Genomic DNA, 21,906 nt, shown 5'->3' with positions numbered 1-21,906 from the left:
CGGCGGATCTCTTTCTGGTTTCTTGAGGTCAATGAAGTGGAGACTACGATGCGTATGTTTTTTGCGATCCTCACAGCGGCGTTCACCATTTGCCTGACGCCTGCGCAAGCCGCAGACTTGGGAACTCCGACAGGAGGAGTGGTCCTGACCGTTTCGGGCAACATTGCACAGACCGGCCCCGACGGGGCGGCGCAGTTCGATATGGAAATGTTGCAGGCGCTACCGCAGCGCAGCTTTGAAACCTCGACGATCTGGACTGAAGGCGAGACCACCTTTGTCGGCGTTCCCCTCTCTGTCTTGCTGGAACAGGTCGAAGCAGAAGGTGCTACGATCCGGGCAACGGCGATCAACGACTACGCGGTTGAGATACCTGTGGGCTCAATATCGGCGCAAGACCCGATTGTCGCCTATGAGATGGACGGCGCGGCGATGTCCCGGCGGCAGAAAGGTCCGCTATGGATCGTATATCCATATGACAGTGACACCAAGTACCAGACCGAGGTGATTTACTCTCGCAGCATTTGGCAACTCGACAGGTTGGAAATCGTTAAATAGCGTGGGGTTACAACACAGTGTGAAGTGGGTGATACGGGCAAGACTTTGACAAGAAATTTCCAATACCACTCGCGGCGCCGGTGGGCTCTCGGGCTCATCGGTATCGCCGTTTTGGGCGCCCTTGCTTTGGTCGTGTTGCTGTCCGTCAAGGTGATATCTGACCTAAGCGACCGGCAGTCAGCCCAGACAGATAACGTGCAATGGACGTTGACGCAGGTCGAGGTCGAGTTCCTGTTCTACCTCAACGCGCTTGAGACGGGTGTATCGGACGCAGAGCCAAGCACAGAAAACCTGGACCTTGTCCGGCGCCGTTTCGATCTTTTTTACAGCCGTATCGATATTCTAGACACCTCGCGTCTGTTTGAAACGCTGCGAAGTGACCCGAAATTCGCTGAACCTCTGAACGACGTCTCCGCATATCTGGAGGTCTCGGTGCCTACAATCGATGCTGAGGACCCTGGGTTGAAGGCGGGGCTGCCGGTTCTCTATGACGGCGCGCAGGGGATCGCTCAAAAAGTGCGAGAGCTTTCGGTCTCGGCGATCTCGTACTTTGCAAGCCAGTCGGATCAGCGCCGTGAAGAAACCGCGCTCAGCCTGTTTCAACTGGCCGTTTTGTCCGGGGGATTGTTTCTGACGCTGACCGCGGTCAGCGCCTATCTCTTGGTGGTCAATCGCAAGGCAGATCGACGCGGTGGGGCAATCCAGCAGGCCAACCAGCGCATGAATACGATCCTTTCTACCTCATTGGATGCCGTGATCGTGGTGAACGCCGCCGGCGAAGTGCTGGAGTTCAACCCAGCTGCACAGGCGATTTTCGGGTATTCCGAAGATGAGGCCAAAGGGCGTTCGATCGGCGACTTGATTGTTCCTGCGCATCTACGCGCGGCGCATGATGCAGGCATGGAGCGGATGCAGAGCGGGGGCGACCGCCACGTGGTTGGCAAGGGTCGCGTTCAACTTGAGGCGTTGCGCAAGAATGGCGATGTATTTCCCGTCGAACTCGCTTTGCAATCCGCTCAGGCCGGGGAGGAGGAAATTGTTATCGGTTTTGTCCGCGATATCTCACAAAGCGTTGCGGATCAGAAAGAGCTTGTCTCGGCCCGCGACCGTGCCCTTGCCGGGGAAAAGGCCAAGTCGGATTTTCTGACTGTTATGAGTCATGAGATCAGAACCCCGTTGAACGGGTTGCTGGGCAACCTCACCCTTCTCAAGAATACACGCACGACCAAACAGCAGTCTCAGTTTGTCCGCAACATGGAGATCTCGGGCCAGGTTCTGCAAAATCATGTGGATGCAGTGCTGGATATTGCTCGGTTCGAGGCCGGCAAGCTGTCTGTCGCGCACGAGCCAACCGACCTGAACGCGATGTTGCAGGACCTTGTGGATGGTCAAAGCGGCAATGCGGCCTCGCGCGGCAATTCAATCTCGTGGCAATGGGTGGGCGGAGCCTATCCGCATGTCGCGACTGACGTGCAAAGGTTGCGGCAAATTCTGCTGAACCTTGTGGGTAATGCGATCAAGTTTACCGAAAATGGCCGTGTGTCGATCGAGGTCGAAAGATGTGAACCTTGCGGTCAGGGTAAGGCGCATGTCTACGAAGTGCGTGTGATCGACAGCGGGGCTGGCATCGCCGAGGATGAGATCGACGCCATTTTTGATGACTTCTACACCAGCGATCCCTCTATCGGTCGAACGGTCGGAGGGACCGGGCTTGGCCTGGGAATTGCCCGCAGGTTCGCGCAGGCCATGGGTGGTGAGATGGGGGCGGAAAGCACATTGGGCGAAGGAAGCGTTTTTTGGCTGCGGATACCGTTACAGCCGTCAGCGCGCGACCAACTGCTAGAAGCTGCTCAGATCAATACCGAGACCGCTCTCCCGCTGAACTTGTTGGTGGTCGAAGACAACGAGATCAACCTCGAGGTCATCTGCAATATGCTTGCGCTGGACGGGCACCGTGTAACTACGGCGGAGAACGGGCTGGTTGGCGTCGACAAGGCCAGCAGTCAGAGGTTCGATGCGATCCTGATGGATATCAGCATGCCAGTGATGGATGGGCCAACCGCTGCGCGCCATATTCGTGGCGGTCAGGGGCAGTCGACCGATGTGCCGATTATCGCTGTGTCGGCCAATGTCCTGCCAGATGCGGTTGAGACCTTTCGCGCCGCCGGTATGACGGCTTTCATTGGAAAACCGATTTCGCTGAATGCCCTGCGCAGGGCGCTTTCGGTGGTCACGCGCACCGACGGGCAGATTTCGGAGCATGCGCAGCCAGATCCGTTAGCGGAGTTGAAAGGCAGCCTCGGCCCTGAAGTCTTTGCCCGCCTGCATGCCAAGTTCATTGCCGAAGGGGATGAATTGGTTGAACAGCTAGAAACCGGGGCATTTGACCAGACAGATTTAAGTCAAATAGCTCAGGCCTGTCACAAATTGGCTGGGAGTGCAGCAACCTTCGGCGTGGAAGAGTTTCGAGAGGCGTTAGTTGCGGTAGAGACTGCAGCCAAAGAACACAAAGACATCACTAACAAACTCGCTGCAGTCTCCACTGCTTGGGAGCGGGCGAAATCATCGCCCGCTTGGGATTGACTTAGGGCGCCAGCAGCGCCGCTGCGCCGACGATGCCAACTGCGCGGGCGACCTCGGTCAGGCCGGTAACCTTACTGTCGTAGCATGCAATCGCATCTCCTGGCAGAACATAGGGGTCATAGTCATCGCGATCCCCACGTCGCAGCAGCTTTTCGATATTGCGTTCAATAACGATCGAGTTCCCGGTCATCGGGTTGCGGGTGAACAGGACCGCGCTGCGATTGGCATTGGTGGTCTTGGCCCCACCGACGCAATTGGTATCGACTACGGCCTGCAGGTAGCGCGTGCCATAGGGTACCTCACGCACGTCTCTTCCAATGGCTGACTCTGCGTTGCCGGTGGCAGGTTGCGTGAGGTTGGACATATAAAGCGTTACGCCGGGCGGGCTGATCGGGCTGGGACGCATCAAATCATCCTGGAAACACCCTCGGCTGTTGATCACGATCTGATCCCCGGTCAGCAGCATGATGTCGGTCGGATCCGAGCCTTCGAACACCCCGCGCAGGTCCATCCGGTAGATCGTGCCCTGCCGGTGCAGCTCAACTGCTGACAGATCCGCATCCGGGCGCACACCTCCGGAAGCGCGAATGGCGACCGAGAGGTTGCGCGCCTCGGTCGAGGCACCCAGCACGCCCTGACGCCCTCGATCCAGTGCGTCGCCGGGGATGCCTCCGATCTCGACCGAATGGGGTTCAAACACCGCGCCTTTCACGCCGACAGTGACCGAGGCGAAATCGCTGATGCGCGCCGTGACGCGCGGGGTACTGTCGTAGAACTGTGCGGCTACCAGAACCCGGGCCACGTCCCGCTCGACCTGCTCGGTCGTTCTGCCCTGCGCGCGCACCGGCGGCAGGTACGGCAGCTTCAGGTCGCCATCGCGGGACACAACATAGGTGTCGCTGAGAAGCTCATCTCCGTCGATTGTGATCTGTACCATATCATTGCGCGAAAGTTTCTCGCCCAGCAAAGGGCTAAGCGCGGGTTTAGACCATTTGGCAAAGGCGTCTGTGCCCTGATCCCCGGTCGGAGGCATACAGGCGCGCCCGTTCAAGTGTTCCGCTTGCAGCAAGGGCGCATTTGCCCGGCGCCGTGATGGGGCACGGTACTGGGCCTGATAGCTTTCGCCTTTTGCGACGGGTTCGATGTTGCGCGGGGTCTTCATGCTGCTGCAACCCGACAGAGCAATCGCGCTGACGGCCCCTAAAACCAAAACTTTGAAATGTCGTTTCATTTTGAACTCTCCTGAACTGCATCCACAGCTACAGCAGTGTCTTGATGTGTGTCAGACCGGCATCGGGATTGCCGTTTATCCCAATCGGATAGGTCGCTCGCCCGATGGTTCGTCTGGCTGTCCGCCCGCGTCTGGGACAGGGATGTTGCTGCCAATTAGAACTGATCCCAACACTGTTTTTGGACACTTGGCGATATGACTCAGCGATTGGTACATTCCAGTTTCCTGCGGCACCTGCTAGCCTATGCGGTGTCCGAAGTGGCGGCAAAAGCCTCACGTCTTGCGGTGGTCGTGGTTGTGGCCCGCACTCTCAGCCCCGAGGCTATAGGGCTGGCTGCCGCTGCCCTCGCGGCAGGGGATATCCTAAAGGCGCTAACCGAGAACGGCGTGGGGCAGAGGATCATCCAAGCCCCGCAGTCCGAGCTGGAACAGCGCTGCAACACCGCGCATCGTATCTTCTGGGTCTGGTGCGGGGCACTGTTTTTGCTGCAGGTGACCATCGCCATTGCCCTCTATGCGATAGGGCACCAGACCCTGGCGCTGCTGCTCGCTATTCTGGCCGGAGAGTACCTGTTCATGCCCGCCGGTCTGGTGCAGGCCGCGCTTGCGATGCGTGAGGGCAAGCTACAAAAGACAGCCGCTGTTGCCGGAGGGCAGGTGGTTGGCGCAAATGCTATGGCCGCGCTACTGGCGCTGCTCTGGGCCTCGCCGCTGGCTTTGGTGCTGCCCCGATTGCTGGCCGCCCCGATTTGGCTGGTCCTGATGCGCCGTCTACGTCCCTGGGCATCAAACGCGCCGCGCGGGTTTGCCGCCCTTCGCCCCTTTGTTGACTTTGGCTGGGCTGTTCTGGGGGTTGAGGTTGTCAAAGTTCTGCGTTTGCAGGCCGACAAGCTTGTGGTTGGCGCGATGCTGGGGGCCGAGAGCCTTGGCATCTACTTCATGGCTTTCAACGCTGGGCTCGGCTTGGCGACATCGTTCACGCAGGCCTTTTCAGTCGTTCTTTTCCCACATCTTTGCGCAGCCCCGGATAAAACCAAGGCGCTGCGTCATGGGCTCGGCACGTCCCTCCTGGTGCTGAGCCCGTTGGTTTTGCTGCAAGCCGCGCTTGCACCGATCTACGTGCCGCTGCTGCTGGGTGCTGAGTGGCAGCAGATTTCACCGGTGGTTTCGGTCTTGTGCCTTGCCGCATTGCCCAGCGTCATCTGGTCCGCCGTGGCCGGCTGGCTGCGGTCCGAGAACCGCGCGATCACCGAGCTACGAGTCAGCACGGCCCTTGCATTCGCATTGATCCTCAACACCGCGATCATGGCGCCGTTCGGGCTGATGCCGGTGGCGATTGGATACCTGATGACCAGTGCTGCCCTCATGTTGATCGCCTCTTGGGTTCTGCTGCCTCGGGATCAAAAGACAACAGAGAGGTTCGGCTTCCAATGACCCGCTTTACCATCATCGTGCCGTTTCACACCGATGCGGACACAATTGCTGACACGCTGACCAGCATTCGCGCGCAAAGCTTCACGGAATGGGAGGCGATCTGCGTCGGCGATCGTCCCTCGAAGGCGTGCCTGTCCATTGTGCTGAATCACATTGCCCAAGACCACCGTATCCGGATCGCAAGCAGCCCCTTCGATGGCCCAAGTGCCGCCCGCAACTATGGGGCCGAACTGGCCAAGGGAGACATGCTGGCGTTCTGCGATGCAGACGATCTGTGGCACAAGGACAAGCTGGCGCAGCTGAACGAAGCCTTCCAATCCTCTTCGACGGATGCGGTTTTTGGGCAGATCAGGTTCTTCGCCGATCAGCTCGGAGATTCTCAGACATGCTCGAGGGTTCCTAACGCACCACTGACCATTCAGGACCTGTTGGCTGAGAACCCGGTCTGCACCATGTCCAACCTTTCAATCCGTCGCGAGGTCTTTAACGCCGTTGGCGGGTTGGACGCGAGAACGGTGCATAACGAAGACTTGGAGCTGTTGATCCGCCTCGCAGGCGAAGGGTTCACCATCAAAGGGGTGGATCAATTTCAGGTCTGGTATCGCACCAGCGCCCGGGGCTTGTCCTCGGATTTGGCCGCCATGCGCGCTGGGCGGGCCTACGCGGTCAAAACAGCCGCATCATATGGCGTGTTCCCGTCGCGGTCGTCCGAGGCCGTCTATCTGCGCTATCTCGCCCGCCGGGCGTTGCGGTTAGGGCATCAGGGTCAGGCGCTGTCTTACACACGCAAAGGCTTGAGCCTGCATGCGCGCAGTTTTCTGCTGCCCCTGCGCCGAGGACTGCCTACCGCCGCAGGGGCCGCGCTGGCCCCGATCCTACCGCAAGCGATCAAAAGCGCGTTGTTTTCTTAAGAATTCTGAAGGAGATCACCATGCCCACAGCATCCATCGTCGTACCCGCTTACAATGCCGAAGCAACCTTGGCCGAAACGCTCGCCTCACTGCAGGCGCAGACCTATGACGATTTCGAAATCATCATCGTCGACGATGGATCGCAGGACGCGACCTCCGAGATTGCTCGCGCGCACCAAGGCGACACACGCGTACGACTTGTCGGGCAAGCCAATCGTGGGCTGGCGGGGGCAAGAAATACTGGCATCGCTGCCGCGCGGGGTAAATTAGTCGGCTTATGCGACGCCGACGATCTGTGGATGCCCGAGAAGCTGGCGGCTCATATTCACCATCTCAAGGCCGAACCGGACGTGGGGGTTAGTTACTCCGGCAGTGCCTTGATCGACGAAGCGGGGTGCATGATGGGGATCAAACAAGCACCCCGCCTGAAGAATGTGACCGCAGCACATGTTCTGAACCGCAACCCGATCGGCAACGGATCGGCGGCCGTTATTCGAAAGACAGTGCTGGAGGCTTTGGCCTACCGCCCGAGCTTTGAAACCGAGCGGGATTGGGTCTTCGATGAGACCTTCCGGCAGTCCGAAGATATCGAATGCTGGATGCGGCTGATGTTGAAGACCGATTGGCAGATCGAAGGTGTTCCGGGGCTGCTGACCCACTACCGGATCAATGCAGGCGGGCTTTCGGCGGCTTTAGATCGCCAGTTAGAGGCGTGGGAGAGGATGGTCGCGAAGCTGCGCCCGCTGAACCCTGAATTCTTTGCCCGGCACGAACCCTCGTCCCGTGCTTATCAGCTGCGCTATCTGGCGCGGCGGGCTATCACCAACCTCGATCGGGACAAAGCTTGGGAGTTGTTTGCACGCAGCGTCCAGGAAAGCCTCCGCCCGGTGTTTGAGGAACCTGTGAAAACGTTCAGCACTTTCGCCGCAGCTCTTGTGTTGAAAACGTTTGGACCCGGCCCAATCACCCGGCTGGGACAAATGAAATCCAAACTGCAATCGATCTGAGAGAGGCGTCATCATGGAACAGAAAAAGATACTCCACCTGGTGGACGACACGACAGCGGGCGGCGTGATGCGGATGCTCGACCATCTTTTGGCGCAATCAGATCTGTCCGAAACGGTCGATCAAAAGGTGTTGAAGGTCAAACGGACTGCATTTTCTTGGGGCAAACTGAATGCGGATGTCATCGTGTCCCACGTCGTACCAAGCTGGAGAAGCTTACCCGCGTTCTCGGCGCTTCGCGCAATGCATCTGGACACTCGACTGGTCCATGTCGAACACAGTTACACCCGGGCATTCACCACTCTGAATGTCCCACACAAACGTCGGTTCTTTGCAATGCTGAGGGTGATCTATTCCTTCTTCGATCAGGTGGTCGCGGTCAGCCATTCGCAGTCGGGCTGGATGAAGGAAAGACGCCTGGCCGCCTCGGAAAAGCTGACCGTCATTCCTCCGACCGTTGATCTTGAGCAGTTGTCGCGCAACACGATGCCTCCCAAGTCAAAGACCACAATTGGTGCCATCGGGCGGCTCGAGCAGCAGAAAGGCTTCGACATCCTGATCCAAGGCTTTCGGTTAACCCGAACGCCGGGCGCGCGTTTGTTGATCTTTGGCGAAGGCAGTCAGCGTTTATACCTTGAGACACTGGCAGAGGGTGACCCGCGCATAGAATTTCGGGGCCACGCCGAGGACCCTGCAGAGGCCTATCAAGCCGTCGATATTGTTGCGATTCCGTCGCGTTGGGAGGCTTACGGACTTGTGCTGGACGAAGCGCTTGCCGCGAAGCGCAATGTGATCGCCAGTAAAGTTGATGGGTTACGTGACCGTGAAGGAGATACGAGAGTTTCATTCTGCAACCTTGACCCTTATGATTGGCGACTTGCGATCAATAATTTTCTGCTTTCCAACACTATTGAGAAAAGCAGCTGAATCAAAATTTGACACTGGATCTTTTGCGTTATTGCCGAGCCATTCGCTGCAAAATCAACTGTGATTTCAAAGAAATTGCCTGAGGCCAGCTTTGCGTTTTGTGCGCGAGCCTACTTAGCGCAGTACATCTTGGTGCCCTCTGTGGACTGCGAGCGGTTATTGCCTTGTGCCAAGTGGACGGCAGCTATGTCCGCACCTCGGACCTAGCTCCGTCTTGTGTGAACGTCCACTGTCGGGCTGAAGCGGGCATTCGTCCCGAGCCCCCAATCCGACAGCCTTCAAAGAACACCGAGAGCCTTACTTCAGAAGGGATGGCCCTTTGAAAATCATGCCCCGCAAAGTCGGCGAGCCTCAATGGCACACGCAAGGCTGACTGTGGGGGTAGGCCGGGGGGCGGGTTAGTCAGGTAGGTGCAGCCTATCATCGAATGCTCAAGCCAATCGGCGCAACGTAGCCATCGGATGAGCAATCCTGTGCGATGGCCCCCATGTGGTCGCCTGTCCACTGTGGGCGCACGCGGACAATCCTATAAGTCTTTGATTTTATGGTGCTGCTGGAGAGAATTGAACTCTCGACCTCTCCCTTACCAAGGGAGTGCTCTACCTCTGAGCTACAGCAGCGCTGTGGGCGGGTGATTAGACTCAAACGAAACGCGGCGCAAGGGTGTCTGGACGGTTTTTTTCGTCTCCTGTAGAGAAAGACAATGGCAGACAAAAATTCACCTAAAAAAGACGGTAAATCCGGGGACGCGCGCGAAGAACGGCTTAAGGCCGCGCTTAAGGCGAATATGGCGCGGCGCAAGGCGCAAGCCAAGGCGCGGGCGGCATCCGAGGACAAGACCGGCAAGGACGAGGGATAAGAGCAGATGGATTCGATTTTGGTAACGGGCAACGGGCCGCTGAACGGTCAGATACCGATTGCGGGGGCCAAGAACGCATGCCTGACGCTGATGCCTGCAACGTTGCTCAGCGAAGAACCGCTGACGCTGACCAATGCGCCGCGACTGAGTGACATCAAAACAATGACTGCGCTGTTGCAATCGCTGGGGGCAGAAGTGTCTTCGCTGCAGGACGGGCAGGTGCTGGCGATGTCCAGCCATGACCTGACCAGTCAGACGGCGGATTATGAGATCGTGCGCAAGATGCGGGCGTCCAATCTGGTGCTGGGTCCTTTGTTGGCGCGTTTTGGACAGGCTGTTGTGTCGCTGCCCGGTGGCTGTGCCATCGGTGCGCGGCCGATGGACCTGCACGTCGAAGGGCTTGAGGCGCTGGGCGCCGAGATCGAGCTTAAAGACGGTTACTTGCACGCCAATGCCCCGGGTGGGCTGAAAGGCGCAGTGCATGAGATGCGCTTTGCCTCGGTGGGCGCGACTGAGAACATCGTCATGGCCGCCACGCTGGCCAAAGGCACGACCGTTCTGAAGAACGCCGCGCGCGAGCCTGAGATTGTCGACCTGGTCGAATGTCTGCGCAAGATGGGCGCGCAAATCTCGGGTGAGGGGACCTCGACCATCGAGATTCAGGGCGTTGATCGCTTGCACGGTGCGACGCATCAGGTGGTGACCGACCGGATCGAACTGGGCACCTATATGTTGGCCCCCGCGATGTGCGGTGGTGAGGTTGAGTTGTTGGGTGGTCGGATGGCTTTGGTCGAATCTTTTGCGGCCAAGCTGGATGCGGCGGGAGTGCAAGTCGAAGAAACCCCAAAAGGCCTGAAGGTTGCCCGTAAGAACGGCCGTGTTAACGCTGTGGATGTTGTGACCGAGCCATTCCCCGGTTTCCCGACAGATTTGCAGGCGCAGATGATGGCTTTGATGTGTACGGCCGAAGGTACCTCGGTTCTGGAAGAGCGTATCTTTGAGAACCGCTTTATGCATGCCCCGGAATTGGTGCGCATGGGCGCGAATATTGAAGTGCACGGTGGCACGGCGACCGTGACCGGGGTTGAACGTCTGAAGGGAGCGCCCGTGATGGCGACGGATTTGCGGGCCTCAGTCTCGTTGATTCTGGCCGGAATGGCGGCTGAAGGGGAAACGACAGTCAGTCGGGTCTATCATCTGGACCGCGGATATGAACATGTGGTGCGTAAGCTGGAAGGCGTGGGCGCAAAGATTGAACGGATCAAAGGCCAATGACAGATGCAAGTTTCGAAGACGGACGCGAAGCCCCACTGAATCTGGGGGCCGAGGACGCCGATGATCTTCAGGTGATTTCGACCCTGGCGCAGGATGCGATTTTCCCAATCACCGAGATGACGTGGCGGCCCTCTGAGCGTCGCTTTGGCCTGTTGCTGAACCGGTTCCGCTGGGAAGACAAGGATGCCGCTGCCCGCCGCGACCGCCCGTTTGAACGGGTGCAGTCGGTTCTGGTTTTCGATTCAGTACTATCTGTGGCGAGCCAGGGGGTCGAACGCGGCGACAAGGAAATGGTGATGTCCCTGCTGTCGATTGATTTCGAAGCAGGCGAAGACGGTGCCGGGCAGATCATGCTGACACTGGCGGGAGACGGTACGATCCGCTTGTCGGTCGAGGCGCTGGATGTCACCCTCAAGGACGTGACCCGACCGTATCAGGCCCCATCCGGTCAGGCACCGCACCATCCGGAATAAGCGCGGCATAGCGCAGGCATTCACCGGACCCCCACGGGGTCTGGTGCTGCGCCGTGCGACCGTTTTCGACGTGTTCGATCTGAGCCGCGTTCTGATCCGGTCAATTACCGAACTTTGTAAGGCGGACCATCAGGATAATCCTGAGGTGATCGCACAATGGGTCGCTAACAAGGATCCGGAGACGATCAGAGGCTGGATCAGGAACGGGGCGCAAATCTGGCTTGCTGAGAATAACGGGCAGCCTGCGGCAGTCGGTGGGCTGACCGAAGCCGGAGAAATCACGCTTTTGTATATCGATCCAGATCACATTGGTTGGGGTATTGGCGGCGCTTTGTTGAAGGCGCTTGAGCAGGAACTAATCGCCCTTGGCTGTACCGAGGGGCAGCTTGAAGCCACCCAAACGGCACAGGGTTTCTATGCGCGGCACGGCTGGGAAACCACCGGAGGTTGCAGTCAGCGCAATGACGTGTCCTGTCTGGGTATGCGCAAATCGCTGCACCTACGGGACTGAGGGTTGAGGCCGGCCCATCTGGGCGGTATGTCCCGATCAAACGCTCCGGAGTGCCAGAACATGCCTGTTTTCCTCGACACGACGTCGTCTGAATTCGAGACCGCCTTCAAAACACTGTTGTCCGCCAAGCGCGAGGACAGCCCGGATGTGGACGCCGTTGTCGCCGGGATTATCGATGACGTGCGGAAACGTGGCGATGCGGCGGTGATCCAGCTGACCGCCAAGTTTGACCGGCTGGAGCTGACGCCCGAAACAATGGCCTTCAGCCCTGAACAGATCACCGAGGCTGTGGATCAGGTCTCGTCCGAAGATCGGGCTGCTTTGGAATTGGCCGCTGAGCGCATCAGATCCTATCACGAAAAGCAGTTGCCAGAGGATCACGAGTGGACAGATTCGTCGGGCGCAATGCTGGGTTGGCGTTGGTCAGCTGTGTCGGCTGCCGGTCTCTACGTGCCCGGCGGGCTGGCATCGTACCCGTCTTCCGTGCTGATGAACGCAATCCCCGCGAAGGTCGCTGGGGTTGAGCGTCTGGCCATTGCCGTGCCGACACCAGACGGGCAAGTGAACCCGTTGGTCCTGCTGGCGGCGCAGCTTTCCGGTGTGGACACGATCTATCGCATTGGCGGGGCACAGGCGATTGCCGCACTGGCCTATGGCACCGACACAATTGCAGCGGTCGACAAGATCACGGGTCCGGGCAACGCATTTGTAGCCGCCGCCAAGCGCCGCGTATTCGGTAAGGTTGGCATCGATATGATTGCCGGTCCGTCCGAGATTCTGGTCATCGCCGACAAGGACAACGATCCTGACTGGATTGCACTGGACCTTCTTAGCCAGGCAGAACATGACGAAAGCGCGCAATCGATCCTGGTTACAGATGACGCAGGATTTGGACAAGCTGTCGCCAAAGCTGTCGATAAACGCCTGGAAACTCTGCAGCGCCGCGCCATCGCGGGCGCAAGCTGGCGTGATTTTGGCGCGATAATCACCGTACGTGATCTGGACGAAGCAGCGGCATTGTCGAACCGCATCGCGCCCGAACACCTGGAGCTGTGCGTGGCGGACCCAGTGACGCTGAGCGCTAAGACTGTCCACGCCGGGGCGATCTTCTTGGGCCAGTACACACCGGAGGCCATTGGCGATTATGTCGGTGGTCCCAATCACGTGCTGCCAACAGCGCGTTCGGCCCGTTTCTCGTCGGGCCTCAGTGTGATGGATTTCCTCAAACGTACGACCCTGAGCCAGATGACACCTGACGCCCTGCGTGCGATTGGACCCGCAGCCGAACAGCTGGCCAACTCCGAAAGCCTCGAGGCGCATGGACTTTCAGTAACGGCGCGGTTGAAGCGTCTGAACGGCTAAATCCTTATGGCCTAAGGGTCACACCCGCCGCGAACCTGCACGGATTATCTAGGTAGGGACTTGAAACAACCTGTTGTTCAACGGCGCCTTGACCGAAGGACCTGACACATAGGAGCCAGACTTGGAACGCGTGGCAACACTCTGGATCGGCAAGCGGTTTAGTTTTCTGGAGCATTTGTGCCTGAAGTCCTTTGCAGATGTGGACCAGAAGCCGATCGTCTACCACTATGGCGACCTAGAGGACATTCCGGACTACATTGAGGCGTGCGACGCACGCGAAATTTTTGACACGTCCGAGATTTACTGCGACCCGATCACCCGATCCGTTGCCGTTCACGCGGATTTGTTCCGCCTGAAGCTTATGCAGGATACCGACTATATCTGGGTGGATGCCGATGCCTACGCGCTCAGACCGTTCGAGACCAACCAAGGTTACTTGTTTCCGCAAGGAAATCGAAAGAAAAAACGACTAATGAATGGCGTACTGGCCTTTCCGTCTGAAAGCCCGGCCTTAAAGCAGATGTGCCATTTCGCATTCGAAAGCGATCTTATTCCGCCCTGGTGGCCAGAAGAACAGAAGCAAGCGTATCTGCGCATTTTTGGCAGGTCCACGTATTGGAGTTTGCCCTTGTTCAGTTTGGGGCCCCCAATGCTGTATCACTTCGTGTCCCTTGGCGATGAGAGTGCGATGGCAACGCCCCGTACCGAGCTGTATTCTATTCCGCCTCGCTTCCGCGCATTGTGGAACGACCCTGACATTTCAAAGCTCGATTTTCTCGAGTGGCAGGACAAGATGTCGATTCACTTTTATGGATCGTGGTTCCGACGGATGTTTTCAGGTGTTAAAAGCTTCAATGAAGGCTCTCTGATCGATCAGCTTCTGAAAAATCATAAAATCGACCCTGCGGTGTTTCCGATTTGATCTGCTCTTGCGTTGTTCATTAATTTTTATTGCTATAAGTCTGTCCAGACCTGAACGGACCACGCATTATGACTCGTATCTCGTACATCGAACTAGATGACCGAAACCTGCCTCCGCCGACCCCCGAAATCGAGCAGGAGCGTAAGGTTGCGATCTATGATCTGCTGGAAGAAAACAGCTTTGCGCTGCCTGTACGCGATGACCGTGTCGTGCCCGACGGACCTTACCGTGTGCAGCTATCGATCCGCGACAAACGGCTGGTTTTCGACATTGCCACAGAGGCCGAAGAAAAGGCGGCAGAGTTTCATCTGTCGCTGGGGCCGTTTCGCCAGGTGGTCAAAGACTACTTTCAGATCTGCGAAAGCTATTTCAACGCGGTAAAGACCCTGCCGCCTAGCCAGATCGAAACCATCGACATGGCCCGTCGCGGCATCCACAACGAAGGCAGCCGCGTCTTGCAGGAGCGACTTGAAGGTAAGGCCGACATAGATACCGATACCGCGCGTCGCCTGTTCACGCTGATCTGCGTGCTGCATTTCGGGGGCTGACGCGTGAAGCCTTTACCGCAGTCGGTCCTGTTTTGTTGCGACCATAACGCGGTTCGGTCCCCTATGGCCGAAGGGCTCATGAAAAAGTTCTATGGTACCGGCACCTACGTACAATCCGCCGGTGTGCGAAATGACCTTGAGATTGACGGGTTTTGCATCGCGGTCTGTCAGGAGGTTGGCGTTGAACTGTCCCGCCATCGGTCCCGCTCGTTTGATGAGATGCAGGAATGGGGTGACGACCTCAGCTCGTTCGACCTGATCGTTGCGTTGTCACCGGCCAGTCAGCGTCAGGCGCTGGAATTGACCCGCATTTTTCACCTGGATGTCGATTATTGGCCAATAATGGACCCTACCGGACTGGGCGAAAGCCGCGCAGACAAGTTAATTCACTACCGACAGACCCGCGACCAGATCATTCAGCATCTCAAAGGCCGCTGGGGCAAACCTACGGAGTGACCATGAACCAAACCGTCAAGACCTATTTCGACGCTTTCAATGCTGGTGACGTCGACGGCATGCTGGCATGCCTGTCAGATGACGTGGCGCATCACGTGAACGAAGGCCAGATTCGCGCAGGCAAGGAAAAATTTGTAGCCTTCTGCGCCCATATGAACCGCTGCTATAAGGAACACTTGACGGACATCGTGGTGTTTGAGGCCGCAGGCGGTACTCGCGCTGCGGCCGAGTTCACTGTGAACGGTACCTATCTGCAGACGGATGAGGGTTTGCCCGAAGCCCGCGGTCAATCCTATCGCTTGCCCGCCGGGTCCTTCTTTGACGTGAAAGACGGCAAGATCACCCGCGTTACCACGTTCTACAACCTCGCTGACTGGACCAAGCAGGTTTCGAATGGCTGAGGTCACAGCTGTCCGCCCCCTGACCGGGGCGGCGCTGACAGATGCCTTGGACGATGTGGCGCGTTTGCGGATTCGGGTGTTTCGTGCGTGGCCGTATCTGTATGACGGCGACGTCAACTACGAGCGGAAGTACCTGCAATCTTACCGTGACAGCGACAAAGCAGTCGTTGTTGGAGCATTCGATGGTGACCGCCTGATAGGCGCTTCGACCGGTGCCCCTCTGACCGATCACGCCGACGATTTTGCCGCCGCCTTTGAAGGCTCGGGCCTAGATCTGGCCAAAATCTTCTATTGTGCCGAATCCGTCCTTTTGTCGGATTATCGGGGGCAGGGCGTTGGGCATAAGTTCTTTGACCATCGCGAGGCACACGCGCGCAAGCTGGGCTACAGAAAATGTGCCTTTTGCAGTGCACAGCGCGCGCCCGACCACCCAATGCGGCCCGATAATTTTCGCCCCTTGGATACCTTCTGGCGCGCGCGGGGATATGAGCCACTGCCCGGTGTGATCGCGCAGTTTTTGTGGAAGGATGTAGGGGAAGAGGGCGAGACAGCAAAGCGACTGCAGTTTTGGATGCGGGATTTGTAGATAGTTTTCGTCTGCTCTGCGGACGATATCGACGTTAGACCTCCCCGCGCAAACGGTAAGTGCTCGCTATTCACGGCCGAAGCAGGAAACGCTCGTGGCGCATTCCGATGCCTTGCGGCAGACGCGAAGAGAAATTGAGCTACCCGTCATCTTTCGGATAGATAAACCCGTTCACTGGGTAGAAATTGCCATACCGGCCCGGCTGAGTTTCGACCCGGACCAAGGTCCAATCATTGTGTTTGGATACGTCCCTGACGCCCATTTTCAACGATACCTTGTTGCGGTGCCAGTTGGCGTGATTCACAATGACTTCCCGGTCCGTGACAATATCCGACACGACAGCCACATGACCCAAGGGCATCCCGCTGGTTGCTCGAAACGACATCACAGCACCGACAGCTGGTTCATTGCCGCGTTCAAATGCACTGCGCGCCCTTCCCCACCAATCCTTGGCGTTGCCGCGAATTTGGATGCCGCTGAGGTTACGTGCGTAGGGCACGCACCACACCCTTTGCCCCCGGGCTTGCTTTTGCGCGACCTCCCGCAAAGCCATTGACTGACGTTCCGGATTGAGGTCCGCATCGGTTGGACGCTCGGAGCAGGCGGAGACAATACAACAAACTCCCACCGCAATCGCGGTTCGGGCGGTGCCGGACACGCGCGGCCAAATCGTATTTGTTTTGTGGGCGCTGTATTCCAAGATGCTTCATTGCCGCTTCGAAGACTAACGGGGTTCTACGATGATTTGACCGAAATTGAAAAGGGGCCTGCCAATTCTCCAGCAAGATTTTGCCAGTTCCCTGTGCCGTTATTAACTCAATGGCTGAGATGGAAGACGCATATGCAATCGTTGTGATGGATGTTGCGCTTGAACAAGAAGTCAGCACTGGGCTCACAGTGGTGTTGTTCGTTCAATACACATGTTGACAGGATGGGGCTATACAGACCGCGAACTCACACATAAATTCGCCCGAGTTTGGACCGCAAGGATAGCCCATGAAAGTCGCTACTGCCGCCTATAACCTCGATTGGCTCGACAGCTGGGCGCAGTATGAGGACAAGCTGGACCGCTGGATCTCAGACGCCGCGGGGCAGGGGGCGGACCTGCTGGTTTTTCCTGAATATGGCGCGATGGAGCTGTCGACGCTCGACGGGGCCGAGGTGGCGGGTGATCTGGGGCGGTCAATCCACGCGGTTTCGGATCGGATGGAGGAAGTGCGAAACCTGCACCAGCGCCTCGCACAGGAGTACAAGGCGTACATTCTGGGCGCATCGGCCCCGGTTGTGGATGGCCCCGAGCGACCTGTGAACCGGGCTGCATTCTATGCCCCAGATGGCAAACAGGACCACCAGGACAAACAGATCATGACCCGGTTCGAACGCGAGTCTTGGGATATTGCCTCTGGCGGCCCGCTGAAGCTGTTTGATACTGCGCTGGGCAAAATCGGGGTGCTGATCTGTTACGATAGTGAGTTTCCGCTGTTGGGTCGTGCTCTCAGCGAGGCAGACCTTATCCTTGTCCCGTCCTGCACCGAGGCGTTGTCAGGCTATTGGCGTGTGCGTATCGGCGCGATGTCCAGAGCATTAGAAAATCAATGCGTTACGGTGATGTCGTCCCTAGTGGGCGTTAATGATTGGTCCGAAGTCGTTGACCTGAACACCGGCACTGGCGGTATATTTGGTCCACCGGACAAGGGCTTTCCCGCGACCGGAGTGCTGGCCGAAGGCACCCTGAACCAACCCGGCTGGACTTATGCTGAGGTCGACATGTCGGCCATCGCCTGTGTGCGTTCCGATGGCCATGTCCTCAACCGAACTCATTGGGATGAGCAATCACCCCGAGTCGATTCGGTCACAATATCCGCCCTATAGGTGATTCCGCCCTTGAAATAGGGCCAAAATAGGCTCATTTAAGCGCACATCCCCGCAGATTCTGCGGGTGCAACTTAAATGTGGAGACAACATGGCCAAGGAAGATACGCTCGAATTTCCCGGTGTCGTGAAGGAACTCCTGCCTAATGCGACGTTTCGGGTCGAGCTGGAAAACGGCCATGAGATCATCGCACATACGGCAGGCAAGATGCGCAAGAACCGCATCCGTGTTCTGGCCGGCGACAAAGTTCAGGTCGAGATGACCCCCTATGATCTGACCAAGGGTCGGATCAACTACCGCTTCAAGTAACGCCTGCCGCAATGGCGTTTATCTTAGGATCGGGCAGCCCAAGGCGGCTGGACCTGTTGGCCCAGCTTGGCGTGCAGCCCGATGCCATCCGTGCACCCGACATTGATGAAACGCCGCTGAAAGGTGAGCTGCCGGTGCCCTATTGCAATCGCATTACGCGGGCAAAAGTGCAGGCGGTACAGGCCGATGGCGACGATGTAACTCTTTGTGCGGATACCACTGTCGCACTGGGTCGCCGTATTCTGGGAAAACCGGAAGACGCGGGCCAGGCGGCTGAATTCCTGCATGCTTTGTCCGGTCGACGGCACCGCGTAATCACCTCGGTCGCCGTACGATGCGGGGACCGCGTTCTACAGCGTGATGTTGTGTCTCAGGTCAAGGTCAAACGCCTGTCAGACGTTGAAATCAACGCTTACCTGGCGACCGGAGACTGGCAGGGCAAAGCAGGCGCTTACGCCATTCAAGGCCCTGCCGGGGCTTTCATCCCTTGGATTTCTGGTTCGTTTACCGGCATCGTGGGGCTCCCCCTGTCCGAGACTGCCGCGCTTTTGCAAGGCATCGGCTATCCCCTGTATCGTGAGGTGTCATGAAGGGTCGAACCATTGTTCTGGATCACATCGAAAACCGCGAAGCTGCCGCCCTTATGGTCGACGGTCAGCTGGACGATTTCCTGATTGCAGCTGACGCGCCCGCGCCGGGTACGATTTACCGTGCCCGTGCCGACCGACCGGTCAAAGGGCAGGGCGGCATGTTCCTGACCACACCTAACGGTCCGGCTTTTCTACGACAGATCAAAGGGCTCGCACCCGGTGCACTGATGTTGGTTCAGGTGACGGGCTATGCCGAACCCGGTAAGGCGCTGCCAGTGACCGATCGGGTTCTGTTCAAAAGCCGCTATGCGATCGTCACGCCTGATGCGCCCGGTTTGAATATCTCACGTTCCATCCACGACGAAGATGAGCGTGACCGCCTTCTTGAAATCGCTCATGAGAGCATGGAGGGCAGCAGCCATGGCCTGATCCTGCGGTCCTGTTGTGAGGGCGAAGGCGCGGCTGAAATCGCCGAAGATATCGGCGCGATGCTGGCCCATGCGGATCAGGTTTTGAACGATCTGGGAACTGAGCCCGAGCTGCTGCTGGAAGGTGACGGACCCCACGTTCTGGCTTGGCGCGACTGGACCTACCCAGCTGAGGTTGTGACACAGCCGGGCAGTTTCGAAACGCATGGCGTAGTGGATGCATTGGACGTGGCGCGTGGTATTTCCGAGCCACTGCCCGGAGGCGGGTATCTATATATTCAGCCCACCCGGGCCTTGGTCGCTGTGGATGTCAACACCGGGTCCGACACGTCGATGGCAGCCGGAACCAAAGTAAATTTCGCCTGTGCCAAGGGGCTTGCCCGTGCCTTGCGCGTTCGCGGTCTTGGGGGGCAAATCACTCTGGACCTAGCACCAATGCCCAAAAAGGATCGCCGTGGGTTCGAGGCCTCTCTGCGCGCTGCGTTGAAGGCAGATTCGGTCGAAACCACGCTGGCAGGCTGGACCCCTCTTGGCCACTACGAGCTACAGCGCAAACGCGGCCGTATCCCGTTGTCGGAAGTTCTGAAATGAGCTGCCCGATCTGCGCAGAAAAGTCTGTAACCGAGTTTCGGCCATTCTGTTCGAAACGGTGTGCTGATATTGATCTGGCCAAGTGGCTGAACGGGTCCTACGCGGTTCCATCGCAGCGGGAAGAGGACGTTGAAACAGAAGTCTCCGATCCCGAACCAGAGCAACAACGTCCACATTGAAAAAATGTGAAAAAGCCTCTGGACACTGCCTGTAGCAAGTCATAGAAGGCCTCCACCCAACGGCAAACGCCGTTCCCGTGCCCGGGTAGCTCAGGGGTAGAGCAGTGGATTGAAAATCCTCGTGTCGGTGGTTCGATTCCGCCCCCGGGCACCATTTATACTTTCAGCAGCGTCCAGCACTGTCCGATATTTTCGGTAACGCCATGATTTTGCTGCATTCTGAGTCCAGCGTCGTTCAGGTGATTCCGGGGGCAGCCAGACGATCTGGGGGTATTTCCGGGGGTATTTTCAAAACCACATTAATTCGATTCCTGTTCCTATGCCGTTGACCGATACAGCCATCCGAAACACCGCAAGCCGCGAAAAACCTTACAAAATATTCGATGGGGGCGGTCTGCACCTGCTGATCAATCCGGGCGGGTCCAGGCTCTGGCGGCTCAAGTACCGGTTTGGGGGTAGAGAAAAGCTCCTGTCTCTGGGTCCTTACCCCCTTGTCAGCCTCAAACTTGCACGCGAAAAACGTGATGCCGCGAAGTTGCTTTTGCTGGAAGACAAAGACCCGGGAGAGGAGCGGAAACTGGCACGGATTGAGGCCGAACGGGAACGCGCAGTGACCTTTGGCGTGGTGGCCCGGGAGTATGTCGCAAAGCTCGAAAAAGAAGGGCGGGCGCCTGCCACTCTGAAGAAGCTGAACTGGCTCGTCAGTCAGACTGAGCCGGTGCTTTCAGAGCGCCCTGTTGCGCAGATAGAGACCCCGGATGTTCTGCGCCTGCTAAGGCAGGTTGAGAGCAAAGGGACCTATGAAACAACCAGCCGGCTCCGGAGCACGATCGGCTCAGTGTTCCGCTATGCAATTGCGACCGGACGGGCGCAAAAGGATCCGACAGAGGCACTTAAGGGCGCGCTTATCCGTCCTCAGGTGCGCTCCAGATCAGCGATACTTGATCCGAAAGAGCTTGGCCTGCTTCTGAACCGGATCGACGCTTTCTCGGGTCAGCCTGCGACTAAACACGCGCTACATCTCCTGGCCCTTCTGGCCCCGCGCCCCGGAGAGCTCAGACTGGCGACATGGGATGAATTTGAGTGTCAGGAGGCGACATGGCGTGTCCCGGCGGAACGAATGAAAATGCGCCGCCCTCACCGTGTTCCGTTGCCGCAGCAGGCGCTGGATCAGCTGAAAGAACTGCATTGTCATACGGGAACAAGCGATTATCTGTTTCCCTCCGCGCGGTCCTGGAAGAAACCCATGTCGGAAAACACTCTGAACGCTGCACTCCGGCGGATGGGGTACTCGTCCGATCAGATAACCGCACACGGCTTCAGGGCAACGTTCAGCACCTTCGCAAACGAAAGCGGTCTGTGGGCTGCAGACGCGGTTGAACGTGCTCTGGCCCATGTTGAGGGCAACGACGTGCGACGCGCCTATGTTCGGGGAGAACACTGGGAGGAACGGGTGAGAATGGCAGACTGGTGGGCGGGTGAGTTATGCAGAATGAAAGAGGCGGCTCAGAATGATCGGTGAAGTGTTGAAATCTGAAAAGTTTATTACCCTGAGTCAGGAATCGATCGGGTGGCGAAGACTCCTGACCTTTGTTGATGTGAAGAACATCATCGTGAGCAGCCTCATCTGACTGGTCCAAGTTGATTGTTAGTGCATGATCGGCCTGTGATCCATCGGGATGATGGTTTCGGGCGCTGGCGGGCGATAGCCCAGAGCACTGTGGGGGCGTTTTGTGTTGTAGTGTCTCCTCCATTGTTCGATCAGGATTTGTGCTTCGCGCAAACTGTAGAAGATCTCACCGTTGAGCAACTCGTCCCTGAACCTGCCATTGAAACTTTCACAGTATCCGTTCTCCCACGGGCTCCCAGGTTCAATGTAAGCCGTCTGGGCGCCAAC

Annotated in this window: 25 protein-coding genes and 2 tRNA genes; 23 read left to right on the top strand and 4 right to left on the bottom strand. The window is 57.7% G+C overall.

What is annotated here, in order from left to right:
- The first annotated feature begins 48 nt into the window (after window positions 1–48).
- A complete protein-coding gene (locus DHN12_RS22030) occupies window positions 49–555 on the top strand; it encodes a molybdopterin-dependent oxidoreductase (RefSeq protein WP_199913565.1) in 507 nt (168 codons plus the stop codon).
- 45 nt (window positions 556–600) lie between these two features.
- A complete protein-coding gene (locus DHN12_RS22025) occupies window positions 601–3,138 on the top strand; it encodes a PAS domain-containing hybrid sensor histidine kinase/response regulator (RefSeq protein WP_159090161.1) in 2,538 nt (845 codons plus the stop codon).
- 1 nt (window position 3,139) lies between these two features.
- Here DHN12_RS22025 and DHN12_RS22020 read toward each other — a convergent pair whose 3' ends face one another.
- A complete protein-coding gene (locus DHN12_RS22020) occupies window positions 3,140–4,369 on the bottom strand; it encodes a polysaccharide biosynthesis/export family protein (protein ID WP_108862105.1) in 1,230 nt (409 codons plus the stop codon).
- A gap of 195 nt (window positions 4,370–4,564) precedes the next feature.
- On the opposite strand from DHN12_RS22020, the gene DHN12_RS22015 reads away from it, so the two are divergent.
- The 4 genes from DHN12_RS22015 to DHN12_RS22000 are packed head-to-tail and all read left to right on the top strand — an operon-like array spanning window position 4,565 to window position 8,646.
- Window positions 4,565–5,803 (top strand): oligosaccharide flippase family protein, encoded by a 1,239-nt coding sequence (locus DHN12_RS22015; RefSeq protein ID WP_108862104.1) that lies wholly within the window; start codon window positions 4,565–4,567, stop codon window positions 5,801–5,803.
- Entirely contained in the window at window positions 5,800–6,714 is a 915-nt protein-coding gene (locus DHN12_RS22010) for a glycosyltransferase family 2 protein (RefSeq protein ID WP_108862103.1), read from the top strand. The genes DHN12_RS22015 and DHN12_RS22010 overlap by 4 nt, the downstream gene beginning before the upstream one ends.
- Before the next feature lie 20 nt (window positions 6,715–6,734).
- Entirely contained in the window at window positions 6,735–7,721 is a 987-nt protein-coding gene (locus tag DHN12_RS22005) for a glycosyltransferase family 2 protein (protein ID WP_108862102.1), read from the top strand.
- A 13-nt stretch (window positions 7,722–7,734) separates the two neighbouring features.
- Window positions 7,735–8,646 (top strand): glycosyltransferase family 4 protein, encoded by a 912-nt coding sequence (locus tag DHN12_RS22000; RefSeq protein WP_108862101.1) that lies wholly within the window; start codon window positions 7,735–7,737, stop codon window positions 8,644–8,646.
- Window positions 8,647–9,191: 545 nt separating this feature from the next.
- Here DHN12_RS22000 and DHN12_RS21995 read toward each other — a convergent pair.
- Window positions 9,192–9,266 (bottom strand) — tRNA-Thr (locus tag DHN12_RS21995).
- Between the two features lie 83 nt (window positions 9,267–9,349).
- Between DHN12_RS21995 and DHN12_RS24680 the strand changes: the two genes are divergently transcribed.
- The 10 genes from DHN12_RS24680 (at window position 9,350) to DHN12_RS21950 (ending at window position 16,039) form a co-directional block, all read left to right on the top strand.
- On the top strand, window positions 9,350–9,505 hold the full coding sequence (locus DHN12_RS24680; protein WP_199520031.1) for a hypothetical protein: 156 nt from the start codon (window positions 9,350–9,352) through the stop codon (window positions 9,503–9,505).
- 6 nt (window positions 9,506–9,511) lie between these two features.
- Window positions 9,512–10,780, top strand: coding sequence for a UDP-N-acetylglucosamine 1-carboxyvinyltransferase (gene murA / locus DHN12_RS21990; protein WP_108862100.1), 1,269 nt, complete (start codon window positions 9,512–9,514; stop codon window positions 10,778–10,780).
- On the top strand, window positions 10,777–11,253 hold the full coding sequence (locus tag DHN12_RS21985; RefSeq protein WP_058275388.1) for a DUF2948 family protein: 477 nt from the start codon (window positions 10,777–10,779) through the stop codon (window positions 11,251–11,253). Before murA ends, DHN12_RS21985 begins: the two co-directional genes overlap by 4 nt.
- Before the next feature lie 43 nt (window positions 11,254–11,296).
- Entirely contained in the window at window positions 11,297–11,764 is a 468-nt protein-coding gene (locus DHN12_RS21980; RefSeq protein ID WP_234416745.1) for a GNAT family N-acetyltransferase, read from the top strand.
- A gap of 60 nt (window positions 11,765–11,824) precedes the next feature.
- Window positions 11,825–13,126 carry a histidinol dehydrogenase gene (gene hisD / locus DHN12_RS21975; RefSeq protein ID WP_108862098.1) on the top strand — a complete coding sequence of 434 codons (1,302 nt, stop codon included), beginning with the start codon at window positions 11,825–11,827 and terminating at the stop codon, window positions 13,124–13,126.
- A 121-nt stretch (window positions 13,127–13,247) separates the two neighbouring features.
- The gene (locus DHN12_RS21970) at window positions 13,248–14,048 is read left to right on the top strand and encodes a hypothetical protein (protein ID WP_108862097.1); all 801 of its coding nucleotides are present in this window, start codon (window positions 13,248–13,250) and stop codon (window positions 14,046–14,048) included.
- Between the two features lie 68 nt (window positions 14,049–14,116).
- On the top strand, window positions 14,117–14,596 hold the full coding sequence (locus tag DHN12_RS21965) for a UPF0262 family protein (protein ID WP_108862096.1): 480 nt from the start codon (window positions 14,117–14,119) through the stop codon (window positions 14,594–14,596).
- Between the two features lie 3 nt (window positions 14,597–14,599).
- Window positions 14,600–15,052, top strand: a complete 453-nt coding sequence (locus tag DHN12_RS21960; protein WP_108862095.1) for a low molecular weight phosphatase family protein — start codon at window positions 14,600–14,602, stop codon at window positions 15,050–15,052.
- Between the two features lie 2 nt (window positions 15,053–15,054).
- Complete coding sequence (locus tag DHN12_RS21955; RefSeq protein ID WP_108862094.1) at window positions 15,055–15,453, top strand: ketosteroid isomerase-related protein; 399 nt, start codon at window positions 15,055–15,057, stop codon at window positions 15,451–15,453.
- Window positions 15,446–16,039 (top strand): GNAT family N-acetyltransferase, encoded by a 594-nt coding sequence (locus DHN12_RS21950; protein ID WP_108862093.1) that lies wholly within the window; start codon window positions 15,446–15,448, stop codon window positions 16,037–16,039. The genes DHN12_RS21955 and DHN12_RS21950 overlap by 8 nt, the downstream gene beginning before the upstream one ends.
- Window positions 16,040–16,178: 139 nt before the next feature.
- Here DHN12_RS21950 and DHN12_RS21945 read toward each other — a convergent pair whose 3' ends face one another.
- The gene (locus DHN12_RS21945; RefSeq protein WP_306346077.1) at window positions 16,179–16,538 is read right to left on the bottom strand and encodes a CHAP domain-containing protein; all 360 of its coding nucleotides are present in this window, start codon (window positions 16,536–16,538) and stop codon (window positions 16,179–16,181) included.
- A gap of 497 nt (window positions 16,539–17,035) precedes the next feature.
- Here DHN12_RS21945 and DHN12_RS21940 point away from each other — a divergent pair, with 497 nt between their 5' ends.
- The 7 genes from DHN12_RS21940 (at window position 17,036) to DHN12_RS21910 (ending at window position 21,531) form a co-directional block, all read left to right on the top strand.
- A complete protein-coding gene (locus DHN12_RS21940) occupies window positions 17,036–17,911 on the top strand; it encodes a carbon-nitrogen hydrolase family protein (protein WP_108862091.1) in 876 nt (291 codons plus the stop codon).
- Window positions 17,912–18,002: 91 nt separating this feature from the next.
- The gene (gene infA, locus DHN12_RS21935; RefSeq protein WP_005978431.1) at window positions 18,003–18,221 is read left to right on the top strand and encodes a translation initiation factor IF-1; all 219 of its coding nucleotides are present in this window, start codon (window positions 18,003–18,005) and stop codon (window positions 18,219–18,221) included.
- 11 nt (window positions 18,222–18,232) lie between these two features.
- Complete coding sequence (locus tag DHN12_RS21930; protein ID WP_058279387.1) at window positions 18,233–18,811, top strand: nucleoside triphosphate pyrophosphatase; 579 nt, start codon at window positions 18,233–18,235, stop codon at window positions 18,809–18,811.
- A complete protein-coding gene (locus DHN12_RS21925; RefSeq protein WP_108862090.1) occupies window positions 18,808–19,830 on the top strand; it encodes a ribonuclease E/G in 1,023 nt (340 codons plus the stop codon). Before DHN12_RS21930 ends, DHN12_RS21925 begins: the two co-directional genes overlap by 4 nt.
- Complete coding sequence (locus DHN12_RS21920; RefSeq protein WP_058275399.1) at window positions 19,827–20,009, top strand: DNA gyrase inhibitor YacG; 183 nt, start codon at window positions 19,827–19,829, stop codon at window positions 20,007–20,009. The genes DHN12_RS21925 and DHN12_RS21920 overlap by 4 nt, the downstream gene beginning before the upstream one ends.
- Before the next feature lie 79 nt (window positions 20,010–20,088).
- Window positions 20,089–20,163, top strand: a tRNA-Phe gene (locus DHN12_RS21915).
- A gap of 165 nt (window positions 20,164–20,328) precedes the next feature.
- Window positions 20,329–21,531 carry an integrase arm-type DNA-binding domain-containing protein gene (locus DHN12_RS21910; RefSeq protein WP_108862089.1) on the top strand — a complete coding sequence of 401 codons (1,203 nt, stop codon included), beginning with the start codon at window positions 20,329–20,331 and terminating at the stop codon, window positions 21,529–21,531.
- Window positions 21,532–21,657: 126 nt separating this feature from the next.
- Here the strand turns inward: DHN12_RS21910 and DHN12_RS21905 are convergent.
- Window positions 21,658–21,906: integrase core domain-containing protein (locus tag DHN12_RS21905; protein WP_159090158.1), on the bottom strand; the 249-nt coding region annotated here is incomplete at its 5' end.

Origin of the sequence: Ruegeria sp. Alg231-54, assembly GCF_900143525.1 — a bacterium.
Classification (GTDB): Bacteria; Pseudomonadota; Alphaproteobacteria; order Rhodobacterales; family Rhodobacteraceae; genus Ruegeria.
The sequence above is the reverse complement of the archived record's forward strand: the minus strand, read 5'-3'. Positions and strand labels throughout refer to the sequence as shown.